The following is a 17,336-nucleotide window of genomic DNA, read 5'->3' on the forward strand; positions in this document are numbered from 1 at the left end:
CCTTAACTAAATCGTTCGGGTGCAAACGGCGTCAGATCCACCGATGTTTGTACACCTCTGATACATTCACTAATTAACTGACCGGTTATTGCGCCAAATGTCAGACCCAGATGGCCATGCCCGAATGCCACGCTAATCTGGGGATACTGTTTCAACATACCGATAACCGGCAGAGAATCCGGCGTCGAAGGTCGACTACCCACCCAGGTTGAGCGAATTTCAGGTTCTTGCCCTAACATCACTTTAGCGTGCTGCAGCATCACACTGGCCCGCTCGGGATTCAGCGGCGCATCGGCATAGGCAAATTCCGCGGTACCCGCAAGCCGAACACCATCGGACATCGGCGTCAGAAACACGGCTTTGTCCAACCACCCAACCGGGCGACTGAGTTTTTTGCCATCGGTATCCAGCGTCAGGTGGTAGCCCCGTTCGCTCACCAAGGGAAAATTACAGCCCATTGGCTTTAAGAGCTTTTTAGAGGCTACACCGGCACAGAGCACCAACTTATCAAACTGGCTAACACTGCCACTGCAACGTACCCTCACTCCCGGCCCTTGAGGGCTTATCTCCAGCACTTCATCCAGTACAATATTGCCGCCTTGTGCGACAAAATGTTCAGCATAACGTTGGCTGAGTGCGACCGGGCTCACCGTGAAGCGGGTATTGGGGTAGAACACGCCACCGGCATGAAAAGCTGACAGATCCGGTTCCAGGTCGGCCACTTCGCCGGCACTGAGAAACTCAAGGCTGACACCTTGCTGAATACGTTCGGCCATATCACCAACCCGGGCATCTTCAATGGCCTGTTCAGAATCAAACAGCGCCAGACAACCTTTGGCTTTTATCAGGTCTTCAGATCCGGTTAGCTGCAATAACCTTTGATCTGCTGCAACGGCACAATTCTGCAAAGCGCTTAAAGCGGCGCGACCCTGTTCATATTTCGATGGCAGACAGGACTTCACAAAACCCAGACCATAAGTCACCAGGTTTGGCAGGTAACTACTCTGCATTGAAAGCGGACTGGTGCTATCAAGCAACATACCCGGCATTTTTCGCAGCATGGCAAATTTGGTAAAAGGTAGACGGGCATAGTCGGCAAACAGACCTGCATTTCCGAAAGACGCCCCCATACCCGGGTCTTCACGATCGATCAGAGTTACCTGATAACCGGACTTCTGCAAGCTAAGTGCAGTCGAAAGTCCGACTATTCCTGCTCCGATGATTACAATATTTTCAGTTTCCATAATCGCTTCGTGGCCAGAGCCTACGCCTCAAAAGAGCTTAAGCTTTAGCAGCCACTACCTGAATCTCAACCAGCAACTCAGGCCGGGCAAGACGAGATTCAACACAGGCCCGCACCGGCGGGTTTTCACTATCGACCCAGGCATCCCAAACTTCATTCATCTGAGCAAACTGACGGATATCGGAAACCCAGATATTGGCGCTGATCAACTGGCTTTTAGCACTACCGGCATCGGCTAGCAGAGCATCAATCTGACTCAGTATCTGACGGGTCTGACCGGCCATATCTTCAGATGGATCTTTCGCTACCTGACCCGCTGTCCAGACCAGATTGGCAACACTGACTAACTGACTCATACGCTGATTTGAATGTTGGCGTTGGATCATTTCATACTCACTTTTCATCGGTTACTTCTGTATGAAACCTGACCCCATGACTGGATCAGGAAGCACTCTCTGCCACAAATTTATAGTGACAACAGAACGACAATGAGCCTGAAACAGTTCTCAGACAGCCCGAATATAGAAGAATAGAAAAGCAAATAATCGAAACGCGAATGGCGGGTGCAAGCTTCCAATAATGGTCAGTTGCAATCACAAACGATGCATCAATCGAGGTTCTACTTTTATTGTTATATTCGGCCTGTAGTCTAAATAGGATTCAGGTCAGAGCCTTGATGAAACTATTATTTGCCTCTAAAAACATAATCACAAATCGTATTTTTTTAACAATTCATCAGTTTATTTTATGTTATGAATATTACTGATCAGATGATTAAGTGAGTTAAAAAATAGTGAACTAACCGGCTATCTGCTGATGCGAGGCCGCTTAGTCGTAGCCGTCTAAGGAAATAACACTGTTTTATATAAGGAGAGATAACTAACAAAGTATAAGTATTTAATCGAGCCGCCCCCTATCGGTTAATGTAGAAGCAAAGAACATAAGTAAAACTTATATAATCAAATATTTTTTCGAATTGTATCTATGTTTAGTTGAATTACACTGGATAAAAGTAGCGACCCCTGCCGTCATATTCACAACTATGATTCAGATATGTCTAATCGTTAAAGTTGCACCGAATAGCAACCAACCCGAAGACATGCAGGTCGAATAAAAATAAGAAACATTCAGGTAGTACAATGGATAGAAGAAAAGTTGATGTCGTCTTATCGACAGTAATCATTATTGCCTCGCTGATCATATTAACCTACGACAACTTTGTAGAAGGTGGTGCTGAATCCGATCTGGGCTCCATGACATTACCCCGTGTAGTTGCCGCTTTGATGATCTTCTTCTCCGGTTCTATCGGTATCCAGTCACTCAAAAAACTTTATAACAATGCTGAGATAGAAAGCGCCGAACTTATTATCACCAACGGTTTTAGCGGCATTTTCATCTACATCGGTATTTTTGTCGCTTACTGGCTAGCGGTTCCCTATATAGGCTTTTTAGTAGCCACCCCCTTTGTGATGTTTGCTATCGCAATACTGCTAGGTGGACGCAATTGGCTGCCTATCAGCGCGGTATCAATTCTTGTTCCTGTATTAGTCTTCTTCGGTTCTCGGGAATTCCTGCGGGTTTATCTGCCAACCTGGACCCTTTCCTGAGGAGGACTGAAAAATGATCGATAATATTCTAAGCGGATTTTCAGCAATCCTTGCAGTCGGACCGATCCTTGGCATTATTGCCGGTGTTGTAATCGGTATTATATTCGGCGCTATCCCTGGCATCTCAGCGATTATGGCGATCGCAATTATCCTGCCGATGACCTTCTATGTTGATCCTATTGTAGGCATCACTATGCTACTTGCCGTTTATAAGGCGGGTATCTACGGTGGCTCAATTTCTGCCATCCTGATCAATACTCCGGGGGCCGCTGCCTCGTTCTTAACCGCACTGGACGGTCACGCACTGACTAAAGCAGGTAAGGCAGGTAAGGCCCTGGATATTTCACTGTTTTCCTCCGTTTCCGGCGAGATGCTGGCAACCATGGTGTTGATTCTTGTGGCAGCCCCCATTTCGGCTATTTCCCTGCAGGCCGGACCGATCGAAAAAGTATTCCTGTTGCTGTTTGCCTTTACCGTTATCGGCACCTTAGCTGGCGAATCAATTCCACGGGGCCTGCTCTCTTGCTGCCTGGGTATGTTGTTCGCAATGGTGGGCATGTCCACAATAACCGGCGCTTCCCGCTTTACCTTCGGTTCTACCGAACTGATGGGCGGCTTTACCTTTACGCCAATGCTGATCGGTATTTTGGTCATGCCGGAAGTGCTGAATGTCATACGTCGCCGTAAGGTGCCGCACCACGAGCTGGCGATTACCCGATCACCCAACCCGGCTGATAACCGCATCAGTTTTGCAGAATTCCGCTCGGTATTCCGTACCATTTTAAAATCCAGTGGTATTGGTACCTTTATCGGCGCTCTGCCGGGGCTGGGATCCAGTACTGCAGCTTTTATCGCCTACGGTGAAGGTAAACGCACCAGTAAGAAACCTGAAGAATATGGCAAAGGATCGGTAGAAGGTATTGCTGCCGCTGAATCGGCTAATAACGCGGTCTGTGGCTCTAGTATGATCCCGATGCTGACCCTGAGTATTCCGGGTGATGATGTTGCAGCACTGCTGATGGGTGCCTTCCTGATTCACGGACTAACACCGGGACCGATGATCTTCTTCGAACACACGGAGACTATCTACGCCATCTTTGCTGGCTTTCTGATTACTGACCTGTTCCTGTTAGTTATTGCCAAAGCGGGCTTCAGCTTCTTTGTCAAAATCGCATCATTAAGACGCTATTACATATTCCCCTGTGTCACGGTATTTGCTTTTGCCGGTGCATTTACCGCCGGTCAGAACATAAACGATATTCTGGTATTAATCGCCTTTACGGTGATGGGTTATGGCATGCGTCTTGTTGGCCTGAATCCCGCGGTATTTATCGTCGGCTTTATCCTTACTCCGTTCTTTGAACAGAATCTGGACCAGGCCTTCGCTATTGTGGGTAGCGACTACCACCTGATGTTTGCTTCGCCATTCTCCTGGGTGTTTATCGCACTCTCGGTATTCTTTGTCTTCTCCAGCATAAAGGTGAGAAAAAAATCCGCAGCCAAAGCTAAAGCGGAACAACAGGCAAAACAGGAACCGCTGTGTAACCAAACCAGCTAACTAAGATTCTTTTTTATCGGGTGACGATCCGGTGAAAACGACTAAACGCAATAAAAATAATTCTAGGAATTGCTAATATGAAAACCACTAATAAAACACTGTTAATCGCTGGCGCTCTGACAGCATCTTTAGTCTCTGGTGCAGCGTTGGCTGACTATCCGGAAAGACCGATCAACGTAATCGTACCTTGGGGTGCCGGCGGCGACTCCGACCTGACCACCCGTATCTGGGCCGATGCTGTCGAAAAAGAGTTGGGTGTTCCTGTTGTCGTTATTAACAAGCCTGGCGGTGGTGGTGTTGTAGGTACAGCATTCGTAGCTAACTCTAAAAAAGATGGTTACACCCTGATCAATGCAGGCCTTGGTAATATGCTGGTTACACCAAACTTCAGCAAGGCGCCTTACAGCTTCGACAGCTTTGATCCTGTCATCAAAATGACAGCTGTGCCTCTGGCCGTTGTTGTTGCTAAAGACAGCCCGTACAAGACGTTTGATGATTTTATCGCCGGCGCAAAATCTGAAACGCTGACTCAGGGAGCTTGGGGCGCCTCTTCTTCTGGTACTATTCTGGCCGATATTATCGCCGATCAGGCTGGCTACAAAGTTAAATATGTCCATGCCAAAGGCGCTGCAGCTTCTATGGTTTCCGTTGTCGGTGGTCATATCGATTCAGCCGTATCATTCCCACCAGCATTTGGCCCGCACGTTAAAGCTGACCGCGCCCGCGCACTGGTAATGAACCAGAAGATGGATGCATTCCCGAATGTGCCAACCTTTGCTGATTACGGTATCCAGGGCAGCTTTGAAGGTTGGTCCGGTGTCTTCGCACCTAAAGGCGTACCATCCGAAGTAGTTGAGAAGCTGGCTGCCGCAACCACTAAAATCATGCAGGACCCTGAAGTGATCAAGAAGTACCAGAATATCGGTGCTGTTGTTGACTTCCGCCAGGGACCTGAGTGGATAGCAGACATGAAGGTAACCTACAGCATTATGAAAGATGCTGCGGCTAAAAAAGCTAATCAGTAACCTGATCTATTAATTACAATAACGCCCCGGGTAAGCCATTACTCGGGGCGTTTGTTTTTCTCTTCCTACCTTTTTTTTCAACATCTCTGTTAATATAAACAAAGCATAATTTATACACCCCTTCATCAGATTTATTAATAACCCGGAGCAGAGCAATGAACCTTAAGCAGATGGAAGCTTTTCGGGCAGTCATGCTGACAGGTTCGGTTTCCCAAGCAGCAAAACAACTCTTCCGTACCCAGCCGGCAGTGAGCATGATGATCAGTTCACTGGAAGAACAGATCGGTTTTCAGCTGTTTGAACGGCATAAAAAGCGCCTCTACCCTACCCCTGAAGCAGACTACCTGTACAAAGAAATAGAGGGAATATTCAACCGTATTCAGGATGTCAGTCAGACCGTTCAGGATATTCAGAACAAGCAATACGGATTTCTGCGTATCGGCTGTATGCCCGGTCCTTCGACATTTTTCATGCCCGAGCTATTGGCCGACTTTCTGGAAGAGCATCCGAAGGTGCAGGCGTCTCTGCAGACCCGCACCTCGGATATGGTCGCTGAATGGGTCGCTTCAAAGCAGTATGACCTGGGCCTGGCCGAGATCACTCAACATCAGTCTCAGTTGGCTGATGAGAACCGCTTCACCCTGCCCTGCTATATTGCTATCCACGCCGATAACCCATTGGCGCAACACGAAGTATTGAATACGGCACTGATTGATAACGAACCAATGATCACTCTGCATCCCGATCATATGATCTTCCATGATCTACTGAAGCAGTTTGAAGCATCAGGGCATCGTATGAATGTCCGTCTGCAGACCCGCTTCTATATACCGGCAATGACTTTTGTTGAACGGGGGTTAGGGGTTTGTGTGCTGGATCCAATCACGATTAATAGTTACCAGGGCTACGCCAGCCCCGGTAAAGTGGTATTCCGACGTTTTGATCCTGAAATACTGCTTAAAATTGGTATTTTCTACCCGGACGATACGCCCCGATCAATGATCACTAATGCCTTCAGTGATCAGCTACGGAGCCGCTTAATAGAGATCAGGGATAATCCACAGGCCTGTCTCGACTGGGGTCGCTGATTCAACGGGTTCGATCTAATAAGTTAATCTAAAGGGTCAATTTAATCGTGAACTTGCCGGCTGTCATCCGGGGCCTGATCCCGTGGTGCCATGCCATAGTCACGGCTAACCTCCGCGACTCGCAGTCGGTAATCCTGGAACACACCCCCACGACCTTTTGACTGAGCCTCTCGATGTGCCTCCAGGCTGCGCCATGCATGGACCGCTTGCTCATCACGCCAGAATGAGAGGGACAAGACCTTGCCCTCTTCAGTCAGACTGGCGAACCGCTCGATAGAGATAAAGCCATCAATATCCTGTAGCAGCGGTTTCAGTTCTGCTGCAATGTCCAGATACTCTTCGACCTTACCCTGCGCAGGCCAAACTTCAAAAATTACCGCAATCATCCGCTACTCCTAAATATAGAGATTTTCTTTTGACGACCGGCCTATGCCTTCATTAGTCAGGAATAGCTATAAGGACCGGCAATATAAAAATGATCATAAGACAGGCAAATATCACCTGCATTTTTTTACGCCCTGCCGCTGTACTGATAAAGCGCCCCAGCACCCCGCCGAATAATAACCAACCAAAAGTAACCATCACTGTCGCCACCAAAGAGACCATCTCAAGCACCATCACAGATAGCAGCTTACTGGCGATGGGCGGCATAAACTTGGTGATCAACACCATAAATGTTGCATAAGCTTTGGGGTTGAGAATGTTCATCAGTATTCCGGACCTAAACCCGAAATGAACCTTCGCCTCAGTGCTGTCATCAGCAACAGGCAGACGCAACATTTTCAGTGCCATTATCAGGATAAACAGCCCTCCTGCGAGCTGCATAATCAACCTTGATTCTGGCCACCGTTCCAGTAATGCAAGCATTCCTATACTGGTCAGCAAGCCGGTCAACAGTACACCGGCAATTAATCCGTAGATCAGTGGTAAACCCTTGTGAAGCTTATGATCAGCTCCGGTGGCAGCCAGCGCCATCGCTGCTGGCCCTGGTGCACCGATCAAAAACACAGCAGCCAGGCCTAATGTGATTAGAGATTCCAACATCAACAACAGCCTTAATCCACTGTCATCTGATAAGTCTGCCATGCGGTTTTACTTGCCAGACGATCATATACAGCCCGACCACGGTAGTTATCTTCTGCAGTAATCCAGCGCACAAAGGGCCAGCCCTGAGCCTGAGCTTCCTCATTCAAGCGTTGAAACATCAGATCAACAACCCCATTGCCACGACAGTCAGGGTTAATAAACAGGTCATCCAGAAAGCCAACCTTAGCGCCACGTAATGGCGAAGGCATCTCCCGGTAATGCATTAACCCTACACTAAAGCCCCGCTCCTCTTTTGCAATCAACGCAAAAAAGCGTTCATTGGGGTCAAAGATCCAACCCCATACCCGGTCCAGAATCTGCTGATCCATCGGCATACCGTAAAAATCGGCATAACCCTGATAGAGCTGCTCCCACTGCTCCCGGTCATTTGGGCTCAGTGCACTTACTTTTATAGTCATTATCTAATCCTTGTTAACTAGTCCGGGCTTCAATCCGACTTATCCGCAATCCTGCAAAGCGTTTTTTTGCTGACCATGTCGATCAAAGTTATCCACAGACAACCAGCGCTGATACTTCAGCTTCAACTCTGGCCACTCACCATCCAGCATGGAGAACCAGGCGGTATTCCGGTTACGGCCTTTGTACATAGTGGCTTGACGGAACACGCCTTCGAAAATGAAGCCAAGCCGGAGGGCCGCCTGTTTTGAAGGTCCGTTACAGTTATCGCACTTCCATTCATAACGCCGATAACCCAGCTCATCAAACACCCGCTGCATCATAAGAAACATCGTTTCTGTTGCCAGTGGCGTGCGTTGTATCAGGGGCGAAAAGTGGATATGCCCTACTTCGATCACGCCGGTCTCGGGCTCAATCCTCAAATGACTGGCTAAGCCAACTGCTTGATCTGTATTGTTATCCACCACCGCATAAAACTGAGGATCATCACCACAACCGTTTTCCAGCAACCACTGATTAAACTGCTCAAAAGAGTCGAACGGCCCATAAGGCAGATAAGTCCAGTTGCTGCCATCATCTTTAGCAAATGCCTCAAACAACTGCCCCCCGTGAAGCTCCGGCATTAAAGGCTCTAACCGACAGAAATAACCGGTCATGGTGGTGCGCTGTGGCCGGGCAGATGGCTGCCAGTTTTTCATTGCCGCTCCAACGGGTTGATCATGCTTATTAATGCTCGCATTCTGCATCTGTACTTCCACCCTATTGCTTAGCTTCTTGCCCAGGCATCAGGGCCCCGGTGCAACATCGTTTCCATTAGTGATGTCCTTGCAGCCCCTTCGGCATCGAAGTTACCTTCTTTGAGCCAGGTACTTATCAGCTCCCGCACAGTCGGCCACTCGTTATCCAGAATCGAATACCAGGCGGTATCCCGGTTCTTGCCTTTAAAGATCATATGGTTGAAAAAGATCCCTTCGAACCTGAATCCTAGTCTTTGAGCAGCCGTACGAGAGCCTGAGTTCTGTGAGTTACAGCGCCACTGCATCCGGCGATAGCCCAGCTCATCCATGGCATAGCGAATCATCAGATAAAGTGCTTCAGTTGCAGCTCTGGTTTTTTGCAGTTGCGGCCCAAACCAGATATGACCTATCTCAATCACACCGTTAACCGCATTGATATCCAGGAAACTTGCCTGACCACAAACGTCGCCTGTTTCTTTGCTACGCAGGGCATAAAAAACTGTATCCTGAGAAGCGCTTTGCTGCTTAATGACAGCAGTATAAGATGCCAGATCCGGCCAGGGGCCATACGCCAGATAATCCCAGATTTTCAGACCCTGTTCAGTACTGTGACCAGCCTGATATAGCGCTTCGGCATGTCGGTCTGCCCGCATCGGTTCCAGGATGACATATCGCCCTTCCAGACAAATTCTGGAAGGCACTAGTGCCGGTGGTGGATTATCAACAGCGTGACCACTCAACGGTCTTGGAAACATCTGTTCATTAACAATATCTTTAGTCATAGGTATCTCGCTTTACAACTACAACAGCCGTGACAACAGTTCGACTGTTATCTATCTGATTTAAAGCCAGAATAATCCCAGCAATGGATCTTAAACAGATCCATTAATCAACCAATTATAGGATCCAATTTTTAGATAAATTAATACGTCATAGTTGGTACCAGATAGTACCAACCCCTGGATCTAACCTCTTTTCATTGGTACCAGTAATCTGAGGGGACCGACGAGTAAAAATAAAATGTCTGCGGCCCGCTCTGAAAAGCAGTAAAATCAGGCCGGAAGGAGACCTACAATGCTCAACCACCTGTTTCACCTCTCACCCGATAGCGACGCCAGTCTGCAGCAGCAGATAAGAGAGCAGATAAGTAAAGCGATTATCGATGGCCATATCCCACCAGAGATCCCCTTACCATCAACTCGCAAATTGGCTGAAATGCTGGGCGTCTCCCGTAATACTGTCATCCTGGCTTACGAACATCTGATGGACGATGGTTATCTGGTCTCCCGGGAACGTGCCGGTTTCTATGTAAACGATGAGATTCTGAAAAGCAGCGTAAAAGAACAAGACCAGATTGAAATCGAAGCAGGTAATAAACCTGACTGGGATAGCTGTCTGAAGATGAAACCCGCCAGCCATAAGCTCAATAAACTTCATCGCTGGCAGGATTACCCCTACCCTTTTGTTTACGGTCAGTTGGATCCGAAACTGTTTCCTACCAACCACTGGCGTGACTGCTGTAAAGAATCCGTCTCAGTCCAAGCGATCAGTGAATGGTCTGGTGACCGTTACGACGACGATGATGCACTGCTGATTGAACAAATTCACTCCCGACTGTTACCCCGTCGAGGTGTCTGGGCCGACCCTGAAGAGATACTGATCACCGTTGGTGCTCAGCATGCGCTCTATATGATATTGCGTGTCCTGCTCAATAAAGACACGACGTTTGGTCTTGAAGATCCGGGTTATCCAGATCTGACCCATATGGCTCACTGCACAGACTCAACTATTAAAGGTCTGGCTATTGATAACGATGGGTTGCAGGTTGGTGAACAACTGAGCGATTGCGATCTTATTTTCACCACTCCCAGCCATCAGTTTCCAACTACCGTCACTATGCCGATGACAAGGCGTAAAGCGCTACTGGAGCAAGCATCCCAGGATAACTTCCTGATTATCGAGGATGACTATGAGTGTGAAACAACTTTCGCCGCTAACCCAACACCGGCGCTAAAGAGCCTGGATAAAAACGACCGGGTTATCTATCTGGGCAGTTTGTCGAAGACCCTTTCACCGGGACTACGTCTGGGTTATATGGTTGGCCCTAAAGAGCTGATACGACAGATCCGCGAGTTTCGCCGCATGATGCTGCGCCATCCACCAATGAATAATCAGCGTGCCGTAGGACTGTTTCTCTCCCGCGGTTACCATGATTCATTGGTCCGCAGCCTGGTCCAGGTGTATGAAGAACGCTGGAAAGTAGTCGGTGATGCGCTGCAGGAGTATCTGCCAGAGTCAGCCGAGCCCCCTGTCTTCGGCGGTTCATCCTATTGGGTCAAAGGCCCGGATAATCTTGATTCAAGAGAGCTTAAACGCCTGGCACTGGAGAAAGGTGTGGTGATCGAATCCGGCGACATTTACTTTCATCAGGAAAGCCCCCCGCAGAATTATTTTCGACTGGGTTATTCGTCGATTGCCACCGAGCGGATTCGGCCCGGAATAGACCGGTTGGCGGAGATTATCAAGCAGTTAACTTAAGAATAGTGGTCCGACGAAAAACATCGTTTTTCTTGCTATAAAAGGTAATAAAAAGAGTTTAATGCGCTCTTTTTATGGTCCACTATCAACTGTAGATTCAACATAAAGCTGACATAACACAGCAGCATCCGGGTAAGAACGAATCAGCCCCTTAGCTATTCAATCTTACAGAGCGCTTTCAGCAATTGCTGAGCAGGTTCTCTAACCAAACCTCACCGAACGCATCGAGATTGAACCGGAATCAAAACCTTCGTACGGGAAGCTGATTTCATCATCCTCTGTCGTCGCGCCCAAAGCATAAAGGAGCGGTACATAATGCTCAATTGTTGGGTGAGAGAGCTGCCATAAGGGGTGTTTAGAGCTATCCCGGGCAAGCAGTTGTTCGAAATCCCGCTGTAACAAGGCGTTTTTGATCAACCGATCAAACGCTTCCGCCCAGTCAGGGGTTATCGCTTCAGCAGACCGGTCCAGCCTCCTCAGGTTATGTACAATGTTGCCGCTGCCAAGGATCAACACTCCCTCATTGCGAAGCTGGCCTAAAGCCCCCCCCAGTTCAAGATGTTCCTCAACGGTAAAGTTCCGACTCATCGCTAACTGAATAACCGGGATATTCGCTTTCGGATAGAGGTGATGAAGTACCGTCCAGGCACCGTGGTCCAGACCACGGTGTTCATCCAGTTCACTACTATACCTTTTCAGGTTTCCTGCCAGATGGTTCGCCAGAGCCGGATCTCCCTGGCAGGGGTAATTAACCTCGTAAAGAGCCTCTGGAAAACCGCCAAAATCATACATGGTATCTGGTTCTTCAGTGCTGCTTAGTGCAGGCTTATCGTCAATCCAGTGGGCAGAGACAACCAACACCGCACGGGGCTTTGGCAGTGACTCTCCCAAACGATTCAGGTGCCGGGTGAAGCCGTTATCTCTCAGCACATTCATGGGCGAACCGTGGCCGACAAACAGAACCGGCATCTTCCTGCCAGCAGCCAATGCGGTTCCGGCTATCCCCTTAGCTGCGACAATCGACATAATGGCTTTCAATAAGTCTCTGCGATTCATTTTAAACACCTATTTAACCCTTTGATCTATTTGCTTTTCCTAGCCACTGGCAAGGGGGCGCAGCCCCTCCGCTCAGCAGGTAACGAAGTCAGGTTCCAGCAACTTTTATAAAGGTAGCGATACCCTAACCTCCAGCCCCTCAGACTTAAGGTTCCTGAGCGAAACATCTCCGCCATGGGCATGGGCGACGGTACGGGCGATCGACATTCCCAGGCCGATTCCACCGGTATTACGATTACGGGAACTTTCCAACCGGACAAAAGGATCAAACACCCGTTCCCACTCCGATTCCGGAATACCCGGCCCCTCATCACGCACCTGGATCTGCAGCTCATCAGCGTCCTGTTTCAGGCTAACCCGGGCAGTTCCACCATAATGACAGGCATTCTCAATCAGGTTAGTTAACGCACGCTTTATCGCTCCCGGCCTGCAGTTATAAGGCGTTCTGGCGATCTCATCACAGCTCACTGAGAGCCCAACTTCCTTCAGGTCTTCACACAGGCTATCGATCAGAGCCGCCAGATCGATACTCCGACTGTCTTCGCAGGTGGTATCTTCCTGGGTAAAAGCTAATGTCGCTTCGGTCATCTCCTGCATCTCATCCAGAGTGCCGAGAATCCGGTTACGGGTTTTATCATCCCCTATAAACTCCGCCTGTAACCGTAGCGATGTCATAGGGGTACGCAGATCATGTGAGATCGCTGCCAGCATCTGGGTACGGTTTTTTACGTAACGATCCAGCCGGTCCCGCATCCGGTTAAAGGCCCGGACTGTCCTGCGGACATCTTCCGGTCCCTGCTCAGGTAAGGGCGCTATGGTTTCGCCACGGCCAAACTGCTCACTGGCAACCGCCAGCACATCCATTGGCCGGGTCACACGGCGCACCACGACCACTACGGCAATGACCGTCAGGGTAAACAGGCTCAGGGCAACCAGCACAGCGATCATCCAGCCGGGGAAGGCGCTTTTCGTCATCAGCACACTGTTAAGCCAGCCCTGCTCTCCCCTGCGGATTGAGATAATGACAATGGGGCGGCGGCCATCGTAGCTGTCATCGAAGAACAGTTGCGGCTGCAGCAAGTTGCGAACCCAGCTGTAACACCAGTAATAACGGGGACCAATGGACAGACTGAACTGGTTCGGCGGGGTCACTGATTCACTTAGCAATTGTTGGTAGAGAGGATGTTCCTGTTCGGCAATATTCTCGTCATCAACCGCAGCCACTGGCTGAATTTCAAACTGGAACCGTTCGGTAGATACCGAGCTTAGAATCTCGGAATGCAGTTCAACCGGCATCTCATTCAACAGTCTTTCCAATGAGGTTGTACGGGCTACCAGATCTTCCATATGAGTCCAGCGAATAGCCCGCCCCAGCTCTTCAAAAAAAATGTATACCGTCGCGGCATTAACCAGGCCAAACACCAGGATCAGTACACCGATCATTCGGCCGGGCAGGCTTTTCTGCAGGTAGCGAATCATAATTTCACCACATCAGCTACCAGCATATAACCACCACCCCAGACGGTTTTAATCAGTTCCGGATGGGTCGGATCAAGTTCGATCTTACGGCGCAAACGGCTGACCTGGTTATCGATACTACGATCGAACACTTCCGCCTGCCGGCCCCGTGTCAGGTCCAGCAGCTGATCCCGGCTCAGGACTCTCTTCGGGTGGGCCAGAAAAGTGCTCAGCAGTTTGAATTCAGCGGTACTCAGGGGCACCGCAACGTCATCATCCCCCAGCAATTCGCGCCTGGTTACATCCAGTTTCCAGTTATCAAACTGAACCGTTTCCTGATCCAGACTCTCCCGTTGCGGCGGCATCGCTTCTGTCCGACGTAATACCGCTTTGATACGGGCCAGCAGTTCACGGGGGAAGAAAGGCTTGGTCAGGTAATCATCGGCTCCCATCTCAAGCCCGACCACCCGGTCGGTCTGTTCCACCATCGCAGTAAGCATAATGATCGGAGTCTCGCTCTGTGAGCGCAGGTAACGGCACAGGGTCAGGCCATCATCACCGGGCATCATAATGTCCAGTACCACCAGATCGATAGCGGAGGACTTCAATACTGCCTTCATCTCAACCCCACCATTGGCAACGGAAACCCGATAACCATGCTCTTCCAGATACTGTGCTATCAGATCACGGATATCCTGATGGTCATCAACAACAAGAATATGGGGTGTACTACTCATAAAGAAGCTCGGGTCTTAGGTTTAATCAATTCTAATATAGCCAGAATATCGTTTTTAACGACAACCGCCCAATCGAAATTGTAACAATCTGTGTCAGCCAACTATTCTGAGAACAGTTGCGACAAAACTCCCTGATGCTGAAAAACTTTTGTGACATTTAGACGTTGTAATAGACCCAATCAAAACTATGTCACCTGCCCAGAGGCCTGGTATGGAAAATTTACTCAACAATCCGATGCTGCAGAGCTCGCTTCTGCCACTGCTTATCAGCCTGATTGTAGCGGGTGTTGTTGGCTTCAGTTCAGCTAAAGGTCAGCGCTTTGCTGCCATCGCCGTTGCTATCAGTGCCCTGGCAACGATCATCGTTATTTCCGGCCTGAGCTTTCCACCAAAAGCGACCTCGCAGAAGCTACCCTACCTGATTATGGCCGGCGCAATAATTGGATTGCTGGTCGATGCATTAAATATCAAAGGCTGGAGTTACAAACTGGTCAGTCTGATTATTCCTCTGGGGATGGTTGGCTGGTTGTTTGGTGCCCGGTTTAACTCAATGGATCTGGTCGGCGGTTTCTATCTGATCGTTATTACTCTGCTGGCGATTCTGACCCTGTGGCAGGGTGACAATCAGAGAAACCGTATCGATAGCGGTCTGAAACTACTATTTATCAGCGGCGGTCTCGGCGCAATCTTACTAATCGGTTCTTCTGCTATGCTGGCACAAACCGCGTTCGGTCTAATGGCAGCAATTGGCGGTTTACTGCTTTGGAACTGGCCTAAATTCCGATTCAACATCGGTGCTTCCATACTGTTCCCGATAGTAGCTATTCTTAGCGCAATGGCAGCTCAGGGGCTGTTCTTTACCAAGGCCAGCGGTATTGCTCTGCTACTGTTAATGCCATTACTACTAATCGACCTGATTATGCCCCGCATTCCTTTGCTCAACCGTGCTGCTACACCGATGACCCGTGCCCTTAGCCTTGGTGCTATCGGCGTCATGATATTACCAGTAGCAATCGGAAGCGCATTACTCCTTACAGAAACCAGTGGCTACGGCTACTGATCCTGAACTATCACTTACTCCTGAAAAAAAAGAGAGGAACTGAACATGACATTCAAGAAACTATTCGGCGCATCACTGATCGCAGCAACCCTGGCTACCCCGGTAGTGACTCAGGCAGCACCTGCGGACTATGAGATCGATATGGCTCACACCTTCGTACTATTTGATGTAAACCACCTGGGTTTCTCAAATATGCCCGGCCGCTTCGCCGAGTTCAGTGGCGAACTGAGCTTTGATGATGAGAATATTGAAAACTCTAAAGTATCTATCGCTATCAACACAGCATCTATCGATACCTTCCACGCTAAACGTGACGAGCACCTGCGCTCCCCTGATTTCTTTAATGCTGCCGAATTCCCTGAGATGACATTCACCAGCAACGGTATCAAGAAAACCGGTGAAAACACTGCCAAGCTGTCCGGCGACCTGACCCTACTGGGAGTAACCAAGCCGTTAGAACTGGACCTGACTCTGAACAAGGCCGGTGCTCACCCATTCAATAAGAAAACCATGGCAGGCTTTACCGCTATCGGTACCATCAAGCGTAGCGATTTCGGTATGAAGTACGGTGTACCTAATATCGGTGACGAGATCACCATGCGCCTTGAGCTGGAAGCTATTAAGAAGTAAGAAGCTCCTCTTCACAAGAGTCGCCAGACAGCCACTTTTCTAAGCGTTTCGTCTTGTTAGTGGCTGCAAAAACAAAAAGAGAGCTAAACGCTCTCTTTTTTACACCGTTCCATTTCCTTCACCAGAGCCCGTCATGTATTGAGCAATACTGGCTGATTGCCTGGAAAGCGTACTCTTTATAAAGACCTTAATAGATCGATAGAAGATTAGTGATCGTGATGTTTATCGACCAGTTTCAGAGCCGGTGCCGGAGCTTTCAAATCGTGGGGATCCTGCCCTTCCGCGGGGATTTCGATCCACTGGAGATCTCCCTGCGAACACTCCTGAAACGTTTTCAGATGGATTGTCTGTCCGGGTTGACCTGCCAGCTTAGCGCTGAAAACGAATTCATCGTAGTAATCATCAGGCAGGTTTCCAGCGCTCCAGATAATTTCCCGGACATCTTCGTTGATGGTTTTTCCGTAGTAATCAAAAGGCTTATCTAGCTTTTCCTTGACTGTTTCCAGGGTCCAACCGGCTTTTGGCATAGGCTTGGCACGGAGCACCTCTGGAGGTAGCTGAATTCTAACTGTGTGGGTAGAGCTACCTTCGCAACCATGGCCAATACGCATCACTGCTTTGTAATGGCTTCCAACAGGAGCGGTCTTAGTTTCCAGAGAAGCATGAGCAGAAGCAGTTGCTGAAAAACCTGAGGTGATAGCAGCAACGACCAGGGATGCAGAGATTAAGTATTTCACTAATAATTTCCTTCAAATATCGACTACAAAAATTATCCAACATTCGTCAGCGTTCGATCTAATCTTCCGAACTAAAGTGAGATCCAATGATGATTCATGCTGACGAAATAGTTACCAGATATGTGTGACGACATTCTATCTGAGCTACCTTGAAATAATATGCGGTAAATTGTCACAGCCAGAGAGATTGAGAAGAGCCCTACCTCTTTAATAATCCTCTATATAAATGGCTGTTAGTCTGCACTTTATAAGAAGAGGCCTTTTTATCGAGAAGCGCTGCGCTGCTGCACAAATCAGTTACCACTGCTGGAATTGAATCCCGTTTACCAGACTAACTCTGCTTCTGCGATACCGAAACA

The 17,336-nt window shown here is 48.9% G+C and carries 18 protein-coding genes; 7 read left to right on the forward strand and 11 right to left on the reverse strand.

What is annotated here, in order from left to right; translation table 11 throughout:
• Positions 1 to 2: 2 nt before the first annotated feature.
• Both EHS89_RS11105 and EHS89_RS11110 read right to left on the reverse strand, forming a co-directional pair.
• Positions 3 to 1,244: an NAD(P)/FAD-dependent oxidoreductase gene (locus tag EHS89_RS11105; RefSeq protein WP_124926220.1), complete on the reverse strand. Its 1,242-nt coding sequence runs from the start codon at positions 1,242 to 1,244 to the stop codon at positions 3 to 5.
• A 37-nt stretch (positions 1,245 to 1,281) separates the two neighbouring features.
• Entirely contained in the window at positions 1,282 to 1,629 is a 348-nt protein-coding gene (locus tag EHS89_RS11110; protein WP_124926264.1) for a RidA family protein, read from the reverse strand.
• Between the two features lie 753 nt (positions 1,630 to 2,382).
• Here EHS89_RS11110 and EHS89_RS11115 point away from each other — a divergent pair.
• The 4 genes from EHS89_RS11115 (at position 2,383) to EHS89_RS11130 (ending at position 6,521) form a co-directional block, all read left to right on the forward strand.
• Positions 2,383 to 2,850: a tripartite tricarboxylate transporter TctB family protein gene (locus EHS89_RS11115; protein WP_124926221.1), complete on the forward strand. Its 468-nt coding sequence runs from the start codon at positions 2,383 to 2,385 to the stop codon at positions 2,848 to 2,850.
• A 13-nt stretch (positions 2,851 to 2,863) separates the two neighbouring features.
• Positions 2,864 to 4,408 carry a tripartite tricarboxylate transporter permease gene (locus tag EHS89_RS11120; protein WP_124926222.1) on the forward strand — a complete coding sequence of 515 codons (1,545 nt, stop codon included), beginning with the start codon at positions 2,864 to 2,866 and terminating at the stop codon, positions 4,406 to 4,408.
• Between the two features lie 77 nt (positions 4,409 to 4,485).
• Positions 4,486 to 5,433 carry a Bug family tripartite tricarboxylate transporter substrate binding protein gene (locus EHS89_RS11125; protein ID WP_124926223.1) on the forward strand — a complete coding sequence of 316 codons (948 nt, stop codon included), beginning with the start codon at positions 4,486 to 4,488 and terminating at the stop codon, positions 5,431 to 5,433.
• 155 nt (positions 5,434 to 5,588) lie between these two features.
• Entirely contained in the window at positions 5,589 to 6,521 is a 933-nt protein-coding gene (locus tag EHS89_RS11130) for a LysR family transcriptional regulator (RefSeq protein WP_124926224.1), read from the forward strand.
• Between the two features lie 41 nt (positions 6,522 to 6,562).
• On the opposite strand, the gene EHS89_RS11135 is transcribed toward EHS89_RS11130, so the two are convergent.
• The 5 genes from EHS89_RS11135 to EHS89_RS11155 are packed head-to-tail and all read right to left on the reverse strand — an operon-like array spanning position 6,563 to position 9,543.
• Positions 6,563 to 6,907 carry an antibiotic biosynthesis monooxygenase family protein gene (locus tag EHS89_RS11135; RefSeq protein WP_124926225.1) on the reverse strand — a complete coding sequence of 115 codons (345 nt, stop codon included), beginning with the start codon at positions 6,905 to 6,907 and terminating at the stop codon, positions 6,563 to 6,565.
• Between the two features lie 52 nt (positions 6,908 to 6,959).
• Positions 6,960 to 7,607, reverse strand: coding sequence for a LysE family translocator (locus tag EHS89_RS11140; protein WP_124926226.1), 648 nt, complete (start codon positions 7,605 to 7,607; stop codon positions 6,960 to 6,962).
• Complete coding sequence (locus EHS89_RS11145; RefSeq protein WP_124926227.1) at positions 7,577 to 8,026, reverse strand: GNAT family N-acetyltransferase; 450 nt, start codon at positions 8,024 to 8,026, stop codon at positions 7,577 to 7,579. The genes EHS89_RS11140 and EHS89_RS11145 overlap by 31 nt, the downstream gene beginning before the upstream one ends.
• A 39-nt stretch (positions 8,027 to 8,065) precedes the next feature.
• Positions 8,066 to 8,770, reverse strand: coding sequence for a GNAT family N-acetyltransferase (locus tag EHS89_RS11150; RefSeq protein WP_124926228.1), 705 nt, complete (start codon positions 8,768 to 8,770; stop codon positions 8,066 to 8,068).
• A gap of 20 nt (positions 8,771 to 8,790) precedes the next feature.
• On the reverse strand, positions 8,791 to 9,543 hold the full coding sequence (locus tag EHS89_RS11155; RefSeq protein WP_211340322.1) for a GNAT family N-acetyltransferase: 753 nt from the start codon (positions 9,541 to 9,543) through the stop codon (positions 8,791 to 8,793).
• 292 nt (positions 9,544 to 9,835) lie between these two features.
• Between EHS89_RS11155 and pdxR the strand changes: the two genes are divergently transcribed.
• A complete protein-coding gene (pdxR, locus tag EHS89_RS11160; RefSeq protein WP_124926229.1) occupies positions 9,836 to 11,299 on the forward strand; it encodes a MocR-like pyridoxine biosynthesis transcription factor PdxR in 1,464 nt (487 codons plus the stop codon).
• Between the two features lie 201 nt (positions 11,300 to 11,500).
• On the opposite strand, the gene ygiD is transcribed toward pdxR, so the two are convergent.
• The 3 genes from ygiD to EHS89_RS11175 form a co-directional block, all read right to left on the reverse strand.
• Positions 11,501 to 12,355: a 4,5-DOPA-extradiol-dioxygenase gene (ygiD, locus tag EHS89_RS11165; RefSeq protein ID WP_124926230.1), complete on the reverse strand. Its 855-nt coding sequence runs from the start codon at positions 12,353 to 12,355 to the stop codon at positions 11,501 to 11,503.
• Between the two features lie 105 nt (positions 12,356 to 12,460).
• The gene (locus EHS89_RS11170) at positions 12,461 to 13,834 is read right to left on the reverse strand and encodes a sensor histidine kinase (protein WP_124926231.1); all 1,374 of its coding nucleotides are present in this window, start codon (positions 13,832 to 13,834) and stop codon (positions 12,461 to 12,463) included.
• A complete protein-coding gene (locus tag EHS89_RS11175; RefSeq protein ID WP_124926232.1) occupies positions 13,831 to 14,550 on the reverse strand; it encodes a response regulator in 720 nt (239 codons plus the stop codon). Before EHS89_RS11175 ends, EHS89_RS11170 begins: the two co-directional genes overlap by 4 nt.
• Before the next feature lie 211 nt (positions 14,551 to 14,761).
• On the opposite strand from EHS89_RS11175, the gene EHS89_RS11180 reads away from it, so the two are divergent.
• Both EHS89_RS11180 and EHS89_RS11185 read left to right on the forward strand, forming a co-directional pair.
• On the forward strand, positions 14,762 to 15,610 hold the full coding sequence (locus EHS89_RS11180) for a hypothetical protein (protein WP_124926233.1): 849 nt from the start codon (positions 14,762 to 14,764) through the stop codon (positions 15,608 to 15,610).
• 45 nt (positions 15,611 to 15,655) lie between these two features.
• Positions 15,656 to 16,240 (forward strand): YceI family protein, encoded by a 585-nt coding sequence (locus EHS89_RS11185; RefSeq protein WP_124926234.1) that lies wholly within the window; start codon positions 15,656 to 15,658, stop codon positions 16,238 to 16,240.
• Between the two features lie 206 nt (positions 16,241 to 16,446).
• Here the strand turns inward: EHS89_RS11185 and EHS89_RS11190 are convergent, their stop codons facing one another.
• On the reverse strand, positions 16,447 to 16,977 hold the full coding sequence (locus EHS89_RS11190; protein ID WP_211340323.1) for a YcnI family copper-binding membrane protein: 531 nt from the start codon (positions 16,975 to 16,977) through the stop codon (positions 16,447 to 16,449).
• Positions 16,978 to 17,336 lie beyond the last annotated feature (359 nt).

The organism is Amphritea balenae (genome assembly GCF_003858655.1).
In the GTDB taxonomy this organism is placed as follows: domain Bacteria; phylum Pseudomonadota; class Gammaproteobacteria; order Pseudomonadales; family Balneatricaceae; genus Amphritea; species Amphritea balenae.